Annotated in this window: 6 protein-coding genes; 2 read left to right on the top strand and 4 right to left on the bottom strand. The window is 75.8% G+C overall.

Features of this window, described 5'->3' with window-relative positions; genetic code table 11:
* Positions 1–229: 229 nt before the first annotated feature.
* From recX to ABD54_RS23780, 3 genes are all read right to left on the bottom strand, one after another.
* Positions 230–814, bottom strand: coding sequence for a recombination regulator RecX (gene recX / locus ABD54_RS23790; protein WP_047871767.1), 585 nt, complete (start codon positions 812–814; stop codon positions 230–232).
* Entirely contained in the window at positions 807–1,943 is a 1,137-nt protein-coding gene (recA, locus tag ABD54_RS23785) for a recombinase RecA (protein WP_047871766.1), read from the bottom strand. Before recA ends, recX begins: the two co-directional genes overlap by 8 nt.
* Before the next feature lie 175 nt (positions 1,944–2,118).
* Positions 2,119–2,313, bottom strand: coding sequence for a DUF3046 domain-containing protein (locus tag ABD54_RS23780; protein WP_047871765.1), 195 nt, complete (start codon positions 2,311–2,313; stop codon positions 2,119–2,121).
* A 75-nt stretch (positions 2,314–2,388) separates the two neighbouring features.
* Between ABD54_RS23780 and ABD54_RS23775 the strand changes: the two genes are divergently transcribed.
* Together ABD54_RS23775 and ABD54_RS23770 are read left to right on the top strand one after the other, a co-directional pair.
* Positions 2,389–6,918 carry an ATP-dependent helicase gene (locus tag ABD54_RS23775; RefSeq protein WP_047871764.1) on the top strand — a complete coding sequence of 1,510 codons (4,530 nt, stop codon included), beginning with the start codon at positions 2,389–2,391 and terminating at the stop codon, positions 6,916–6,918.
* Between the two features lie 234 nt (positions 6,919–7,152).
* Complete coding sequence (locus ABD54_RS23770; protein ID WP_047871763.1) at positions 7,153–7,644, top strand: GNAT family N-acetyltransferase; 492 nt, start codon at positions 7,153–7,155, stop codon at positions 7,642–7,644.
* 167 nt (positions 7,645–7,811) lie between these two features.
* On the opposite strand, the gene ABD54_RS23765 is transcribed toward ABD54_RS23770, so the two are convergent.
* Positions 7,812–8,831: ROK family protein (locus ABD54_RS23765; RefSeq protein ID WP_047871762.1), on the bottom strand; the 1,020-nt coding region annotated here is incomplete at its 5' end.

Genomic DNA, 8,831 nt, shown 5'->3' with positions numbered 1-8,831 from the left:
GTCCCCACGACCGGCGAAGGACACCACCGCCCCGACCGCTGGCGGCGGCTGCCCCTGCGCGGCTCCTCGGGGTCGGAAGGGGGCGGGTCGGCCTCGGGGCCGTCCCCGTACACCGGTCCGGGTCCTCGGGTACCTCGGTTCCCCGGGGAGCCCGTGCACGGGCGGCTGCCGTCGGGATCGAAGCCCGGACGGCGGTGACGACGCCCCCTGCGGGATCGGCGGCGACGGCTCAGAAGTCGGGGTCGGGGGCGTGGAGTTCGGCCTCCACGCCCTCGCGTTCGAGCTCCTCGCGGACCACCCGGTAAGCCAGGCCAGCGGAGTAGCCCTTGCGGGCCAGGAAGCCCAGGGCGCGGCGGGTACGCGTCTCCTGGTCCCTGCCCCGGGTGGCGGCCAGGCGGCGGCGCGCCAGGTCGCGGGCGGCCTCCTCCTCGTCCTGGTCGCTGAGTTCGCCGACTGCCTCCCGGACGGTGTCCTCCTCCACGCCGCGGGTGCGCAGCTCCTGGGCCAGTGCGCGGCGGGAGAGCCGTCTGCCGTGGTGGCGGGAGGACACCCAGGCCTGGGAGAAGGCGGCGTCGTCGATCAGCCCGGCCTCGCCGAACGTGTCCAGGACCGAGGTGACGACCTCCTCCTCGTACTCACGGCGGTGCAGGGCCCGCTCAAGCTGGGCGCGGGTACGCGGGGAGTGGGTGAGCATCCGCAGGACCAGGGCGCGTGCCTCGGCCTCGGGGTCCTTCCCGGGCGGGGCGGCCCCGCCCGGGAAGGGGCCGTCGTCCTCGGAGTGGTGCCGGTCCGGGGACCGGCCCCCCTCACGCATCAGCCGCGGGCGCCTTGGGAGTCCTGGCCGCGGCGCGCTTGGCGGGAGCCTTGGCCGCGGCGGCCGGGTCCGCGGCCGCCTCCGCGGCGGCCTTGGCCGGTTCGGCGGCCGGGCCGGAGGCGCTGTCGTCGCCCTTGACGGGCACGCCCAGCTTCTCCTTGATCTTCTTCTCGACCTCGTTGGCCATGTCGGCGTTCTCGCGCAGGAAGTTGCGCGCGTTCTCCTTGCCCTGGCCCAGCTGGGTGCCCTCGTAGGTGTACCAGGCGCCCGACTTGCGGACGATGCCGTGCTCCACGCCCAGGTCGATGAGGCTGCCCTCGCGCGAGACGCCCACCCCGTAGAGGATGTCGAACTCGGCCTGTTTGAAGGGCGGCGCGACCTTGTTCTTGACGACCTTGACGCGGGTACGGTTGCCGACCGCGTCGGTGCCGTCCTTGAGCGTCTCGATGCGGCGCACGTCCAGGCGCACCGAGGCGTAGAACTTGAGCGCCTTGCCGCCGGTCGTCGTCTCGGGCGAGCCGAACATGACGCCGACCTTCTCGCGGAGCTGGTTGATGAAGATCGCGGTGGTGTTGGTCTGGTGGAGCGCACCGGCGATCTTGCGCAGCGCCTGGGACATCAGGCGGGCCTGGAGTCCGACGTGGCTGTCGCCCATCTCGCCCTCGATCTCGGCGCGGGGCACCAGGGCCGCCACGGAGTCGATGACGATGATGGAGACCGCGCCGGAGCGGATGAGCATGTCGACGATCTCCAGCGCCTGCTCACCGGTGTCCGGCTGAGAGAGCAGCAGGTCGTCGGTGTTGACGCCGATCTTCTTGGCGTACTCGGGGTCGAGCGCGTGCTCGGCGTCGACGAAGGCCGCGATGCCGCCCATCCGCTGGGCGCTGGCCACCGCGTGCAGGGCCACGGTGGTCTTACCGCTGGACTCGGGGCCGTAGACCTCCACGACGCGGCCCCGGGGCAGGCCGCCGATGCCGAGCGCCACGTCGAGCGCGATCGCCCCGGTGGGAATCGACTCCACCGGCGGGCGGTCGTCGTCGCCCAGGCGCATGATGGAGCCCTTGCCGAACTGCCGCTCGATCTGGGCGAGCGCTGTTTCGAGAGCCTTGTCTCGGTCTCCAGATGCCACGGGATACCCCTGTTGTTGGGTGGATGCCTTTTTCTTCATGGTGAGCACGACGCTACGCGGTCGCTACGACAATCGCGACGTCCCACGTCCGCCTGTGGACAACCCACCCTACCCGAACCTGTGTTCGACGCTGTGTGCGAAACGGATGCGGCCCCGCGGGAGGTCCGTCGCCGGATCAGCGCCTGGAGGCGGGCAGGTCGAATGCGTCGCACACGGCGCGCCACACCTCCTTGACGGCCACCCCGTCGGCGAGCGCCTGCTCCACCGTGCGGGAACCGAGCCCCTCCAGGACGTGGTCGCGGGCCACGCTCTGCGCGTAGGCCTCGCCGAACTGCTCGTGCATGTTGCGCCAGAAAACCGTGAGTCTCATCGGGCCCAGTATCGGTGATCGCGGCGTCCGCCGCGTCCCCTCCCCTTTGTCCCCGACCGCGGGCACACTGGCGGTATGAGCCGTGCGCCCCGCCCCCTCGAACGCTTCGGACCCGCCACCAGGACCTGGTTCGACCGGGCCTTTCCCGCGGGCCCCACCCCCGCGCAGACCGGCGCCTGGGAGTCGGTCCAGGGCGGGAGGAACACGCTGGTCGTGGCCCCGACCGGCTCGGGCAAGACCCTGTCGGCCTTCCTGTGGTCGCTGGACCGGCTGTCCTCGGCCCCCGTCCCCGAGGACCGCGCCCGCCGCTGCCGGGTGCTGTACGTGTCCCCGCTCAAGGCCCTCGCGGCGGACGTGGAGCGCAACCTGCGCGTCCCCCTGGCCGGGATCGCGGCCGCCGCCGAGGCCGGGGGGCACTCGCTGTCCCCGGTCACCGTGGGGGTGCGCACCGGCGACACCCCGGCCGCCGAGCGGCGCAGGCTGGCCACCCGGCCGCCGGACGTGCTCATCACCACGCCCGAGTCGCTGTTCCTGGTGCTCACCTCGCGGGCCAGGGAGGGTCTGGCCGGGGTGGAGACGGTCATCGTCGACGAGGTGCACGCGCTCGCGGGGAGCAAGCGCGGCGCGCACCTGGCGCTGAGCCTGGAGCGGCTGGACGCCCTGCTGGACCGCCCGGCGCAGCGGATCGGCCTGTCGGCGACCGTGCGCCCGCCCGACCTGGTGGCGCGGTTCCTGGGCGGCGCGGACGTCGTCGCCCCGCCCGGCTCCCCCGGCATGGACCTGCGCGTGGTGGTGCCCGTCCCCGACATGGAGGAGCCCGGCGCCCCGGGGCCGGCCCGGCCCTCCGGCGGCGCGGAGGAAGGCGGCGGCGCCCGGGGCGCGGGCGGCGGGTCCCTGTGGCCGCACGTGGAGCGGCGGGTCCTGGACCTGGTGGAGTCCCACCGCTCCACCATCGTGTTCACCAACGGGCGCCGCACCGCGGAGAAGCTGTGCGCCCGCGTCAACGACCTGCACGCCGAACGGCACGGCGGGCGCCTGCCGCCGGAGGAGGTTCCAGCGCAGGTCATCGCCCAGTCCGGGCACAGCCGCGGCGGCCCCCCGGTGGTCGCCCGCGCCCACCACGGCTCGATGTCCAAGGCCGAGCGGGCCCTGATCGAGGACGAGCTGAAGCGGGGCGAGCTGCGCTGCGTGGTGGCCACCTCCAGCCTGGAGCTGGGCGTGGACATGGGCGCGGTCGACCTGGTGGTGCAGGTGGCCTCGCCGCCGTCGGTGGCCAGCGGCCTGCAACGGGTCGGCCGGGCGGGGCACCAGGTGGGCGGGACCTCGCGCGGGGTCTTCCTCCCCCGCTTCCGGGGCGACCTGCTGGCGACGGCCGTGGTGGTCGGACAGATGCGCGCGGGCGCCATCGAGCGCCTGGAGATGCCGCGCAACCCCCTGGACGTCCTGTCGCAGCAGATCGTGGCGATGGCCGCCGTGGACGACTGGCCGGTGCCCGAGCTGGCCGCCCTGGTCCGGCGGGCCGCGCCCTTCGCCGACCTGGCGGACACGGTGCTGGAGTCGGTCCTGGACATGCTGTCCGGCCGCTACCCCTCGGACGAGTTCGCCGAGCTGCGCCCCCGCCTGGTGTGGGACCGGGAGGCGGACGTGCTCCGGGCGCGCCCGGGCGCTCAGCGGCTGGCGGTGGTCAGCGGCGGCACCATCCCCGACCGGGGCGTGTACGGGGTGCACCTGACCGGGCGGGACGAGGGCTCCGCGCCGGGACGGGCGCCCACCCGGGTCGGCGAGCTGGACGAGGAGATGGTCTACGAGTCGCGGGTGGGCGACGTGTTCGTGCTGGGGTCCACCTCGTGGCGGATCGAGGCGATCACCGCCGACCGGGTACTGGTCTCCCCCGCTCCGGGGCGGCCGGGCCGGATGCCGTTCTGGAAGGCTGACGCGCAGGGCAGGCCCGCGGAGCTGGGCCGGGCGGTGGGCGCGCTGACCCGGGAGCTGGCCGCGGCCGAACCGGCGCAGGCGCTGGCCCTGGCCGAGGGGGCGGGACTGGACGCGTGGGCCGCGCGCAACCTGGCGGAGTACGTCTCCGAGCAGCGGGAGGCCACCGGCCACGTGCCCGACGACCGGACCGTGGTCGTCGAGCGCTTCCGCGACCAGCTCGGGGACTGGCGCGCGGTCGTGCACTCCCCGCTGGGCGCGCGGGTGCACGCGCCGTGGGCGATGGCCCTGGCGCGGCGGCTGCGGGACCGGTTCGGCGCGGACGCGCAGGTCGTGCACGGCGACGACGGGATCGTGCTGCGGCTGCCGGACGCCGGGGGCTGGGACCGGCAGGGCGAACTGGCCGACCTGGTGGCGCTGGACCCCGAGGAGGTGGAGGAGGCGGTCACCGGCGAGCTGCCCGGGTCGGCGCTGTTCGCCGCGCGGTTCCGCGAGTGCGCGGCGCGGGCCCTGCTGCTGCCCCGTCAGCGGCCGGACCGGCGGATGCCGCTGTGGCAGCAGCGGCTGCGGGCCTCCAACCTGTTGTCGGTGGCGGGCCGTTACGGGTCGTTCCCGATCGTGCTGGAGGCGGTGCGGGAGTGCCTGCGGGACGTGTTCGACGTACCCGCCCTGGTGGAGGCGCTGGAGGGCGTCCGTTCCCGCCGGACACGGGTGGTGGAGGTGCGCACCGAGACGGCGTCGCCGTTCGCGCGCGCTCTGATGATGGAGTACACGGCGGCGTTCCTGTACGAGGGGGACGCACCCGCGGCCGAGCTGCGCGCGCAGGCGCTGACCCTGGACACCTCTCTGCTGGCCGACCTTCTGGGAGAGGCGGACCTGCGGGAACTGCTCGATCCGCGCGTGGTGGAGGAGGTCGGCGCGCTGTTGCAGCGGACCGCGCCCGGCTCGGGCGCCCGGGACGCCGAGGGCGCGGCCGACCTGCTGCGCGAGGTGGGGCCGCTGACCACGGAGGAGGCTGGTGCGCGGGGAGCCCGGCGGGAGTGGTTGGAGGAGCTGGAGTCCGCGGGCCGTGTGGTGCGGATGACCGTGGCGGGCGCCGAGCGCTGGTGCGCGGTGGAGGACGCGACGCGGCTGCGCGACGCGCTGGGCGCGCGGCCGCCCGCCGGTGTCGCCGGGGCCCTCCTGGAGCCGGTGGAGGCGCCGACCCGCGATCTGGTCTCGCGCTACGCGCGCACGCACGGGCCGTTCTCCTCCGGGGAGGCCGCGGCGCGGCTGGGGCTCGGCGCGGACGTGGTGGAGGGCGTGCTGCGGGAGCTGTCCCGGCTGGGGCGCGTCCACCGGGGCGGGTTCCGGCCCGGCGGGGCGGGCACCGAGTGGTGCGACGCCGACGTGCTGCGGCGGCTGCGGCGCGGGTCGGTCGCGCGGCTGCGCAGCGAGGTGGAGCCGGTCGCGCAGACCGCCCTGGCCGCGTTCGCGCCGCTGTGGCAGCGCGCCGTCGCGGGTGAGCGGTGGCGCGGACCCGACGCGGTGTTCGAGGCCGTGGAGTCGCTGCGCGGCGCGACGGTGGCGGCGTCGGCGCTGGAGGACCTCGTGCTGCCCTCCCGCGTGGAGGACTACGCGCCCCGGCGGTTGGACGAGCTGACACAGGCGGGCGAGGTCGTGTGGGCCGGTGCGGGCGCGCTGCCCGGGCAGGACGGATGGGTGTGCCTGGCCCCGGCCGACGAGGCGGCCCTGCTGCTGCCCGAACCGGTGCCGCCTCGGGAGGGCACCACGGCCCACGCGGCGCTGGAGGCGCTGCGCGGGGGCGGGGCGCTGTTCTTCCGCGACCTGGCCGACCGTGTGGCGGGCGCTCCGGGGGGTTCGGCCGTGACGGACGCGGAGCTGGTCGCGGCTCTGTGGGAGCTTGTGTGGTCGGGCTGTGTCACCAACGACACCCTGGCCCCGCTGCGCGCGGTGCTGGGCTCGGGGACCGCTCCGCGTCGCTCGCCCTCGCGTGCGGGGCGGCTGGCGCGCCCGGTGCTGCCCACCCGGTCGGGACCGCCCACGGCCTCGGGGCGGTGGTGGGTCCTGCCCGAGCGGGAGGGCGATCCCACCAGGCGGGTCCTGGCGCGGCTGGAGGCGCGCCTGGAGCGCCGGGGTGTGCTGGTGCGCGGCCACCAGGGCGGGCGGATCTCCCCGGACGAGTACCGGGTTCTGCGGACGATGGAGGAGTCGGGCCGGGTGCGCCGCGGCTACTTCGTGGACGGTCTGGGCGGCGCCCAGTTCGCGCTGCCGGGCGCGGTGGACCGGCTGCGCTCGGTTTCCGGCGGCGCGGCGGAGCCGGTGGTGCTGGCGGCGACAGACCCGGCGAACCCGTTCGGCGCGGACCTGGCCTGGCCCGGGGACGCCCAGGCCAGGCCGGGCCGGGCGGCGGGCTCCCTGGTGGTGATCGACGAGGGGCGGCTGACCCTGTACGTGGGGCGGGGCGGCCGCTCGGTGCTGACCTTCGGTTCACCGCCCGCCCTGTTGGAGCGGGCGGCCCGCGCCCTGGCCGGGGCGGTGCGGGACGGACGCGCGGGGGCGCTGACGGTGGAGCGCGCCGACGGGGCCGAGGTGTTCGCGACGCCGGTGGACGCCGCGCTGGTGGCGGCGGGTTTCCACGTGACCCCGAAGGGGCTGCGCCTGCGTCCCTGACCCGCCCCCGGCCGGACACCCGCATGGCGCGGGCTGGCGGCGCGCCGCAGGGTGGTTCCACCCCTCGGCGGCATCGGAGGGCCCGTGCGCGTGAGCGCGCACGAGCGGGCCCGGGCACCTTTGGCCGGGACGTGAAAACGGCTGGCAGCGGCGGCCGGAACCGGCCAGGATGTCGTACGCGCCGGAGAGGGCACGAGTACGGGGGGACCGGTGGGGCGACAGGGGATCCGACCGATGCGGCCGGAGGACGAACCGCGAGTGGTGGAGGTGTCGCTGGCGGCGGACACCGTGTTCGCCGCCGCCGGGGTGGTGCTGCCCCCCGACGACCCTCGGGAGGTGCTCGCGCACGCGGAACGGGTCCTGGTGGCCGAGGCCTCCGCGACGGGCGGCTCCGTGGTCGGCCTGGCCGCGACGGTGACCGTGGACGGCCGCCCGCACCTGGAGCAGTTGGCGGTGCACCCCGGGCACGGCAGGCGCGGGATCGGCGCTGCCCTGCTGGAGGCGGTGTGCGCCGAGGCTGCTGCCGCCGGTCACAGCCGTCTCACCCTCACCACCTTCCGCGACCTGCCCTGGAACGGGCCCTGGTACGCGGACCGCGGGTTCTCCGTGCTCCCCCCGGCGGAGTGGGGGCCGGGCATGGAGGAGGTCTGGCGGGCCGAGGAGCGGGCGGGCATCCGGGTGCTGCCGCGCGTGGTGATGGTCCGGGAGCTGGCCCGGCCGTCCTGAGCCCTCCGTACCCGGCCCGCGCGGGCCGGGTGGCCGCGCCCCGGCCGGGTGAGGAGGCCGGGGCGCGGACGAAGGAGCGAAAGGGACTGCCTGGGACGGGCTCCCTCTGGTGAGGGCCCGCTCCCGCCGCCGTGGGAGGGCTCCCATGGGGCCGGAGCCCGGCGGGTTCAAACCGTCGAGGAGAAGACGTCCTCCCGGGCCCGTTCCAGGGCGTGCAGCAGAGCGCCCCGCACGACCGGGCTGCCCTCAACCCTTCCCAGCGCGACCTCGGTCGCGTTCGGGGCGATGCGCGCGGTGGCCGCCTGGACCCGCTCGGCCAGCTTCGCACCGCCCGCCCGGGCCACGTCCCCGCCGAGCACCACCAGGCCGGGGTCCAGGATCACCGCGACCGCGGCCACGCCGCGGGCCAGGCGCTCGGCGAAGGCGTCCAGGAAGGCGTCCGCCTCCGGGGTCCCCGCCGCGGAGGCCGCCCCGACCACCTCGGTGACATCGGTGCCCTCGATGCCGTACCCGGCGGCCAACTCGACTACCTGCCCCGCCTTGACCAGCGCCTGGAAACCGTGGGGCAGCTCGCGGCTGGCGCCGTCGCGCAGGGACTCGTAGCCGCCGGACAGGCCCACGTCGGTGGGCATGGGCGCCCCGGGCACGGGCAGGTAGCCGATCTCGCCCGCGCCGCCCGAGCGGCCCCGGTGGATGCGGCCGTCGATCATGGTGGACATGCCCACGCCGCCGTTGGCGCTGAGCCAGATGAGGACGAACTCGGCCACCCCCGCCCCGGCGCCCTCGGAGTGCTCGGCCAGGGCGGCCAGGTTCACGTCGTTCTCGATCATGACCGAGCGCTTGAGGTCGGCGCGCAGGGCCTCCAGGACTCCCTCGTGCCAGGACATCAGGTCGAAGGAGAAGCGGATGTCGCCGGTGCGGGGATCGACGACGCCGGGGGTGCCGATGACACAGGCGCGGACCCTGTCCAGCGCGACCCCCGCCGTGTCGGCCAGGCGCATCACCGCGGTGTGGACGAGCGCGACGGGGTCGTCGGAGGCGCTGGGGTCGACCGCGACGTCGCTGACGATGCGGCCCGTGATGTCGGCGATCGTCGCGGTCACCCGGCTCGCGCTGACGTCCAGGGCCGCGACGTAGGCGCTTTCGGGCACCACCGCGTACAGCGCGGCGTTGGGCCCCCGCCCGCC

The organism is Nocardiopsis sp. RV163 (assembly GCF_001029525.1).
Taxonomy (GTDB): Bacteria; Actinomycetota; Actinomycetes; order Streptosporangiales; family Streptosporangiaceae; genus Nocardiopsis; species Nocardiopsis dassonvillei.
The sequence above is the reverse complement of the archived record's forward strand: the minus strand, read 5'-3'. Positions and strand labels throughout refer to the sequence as shown.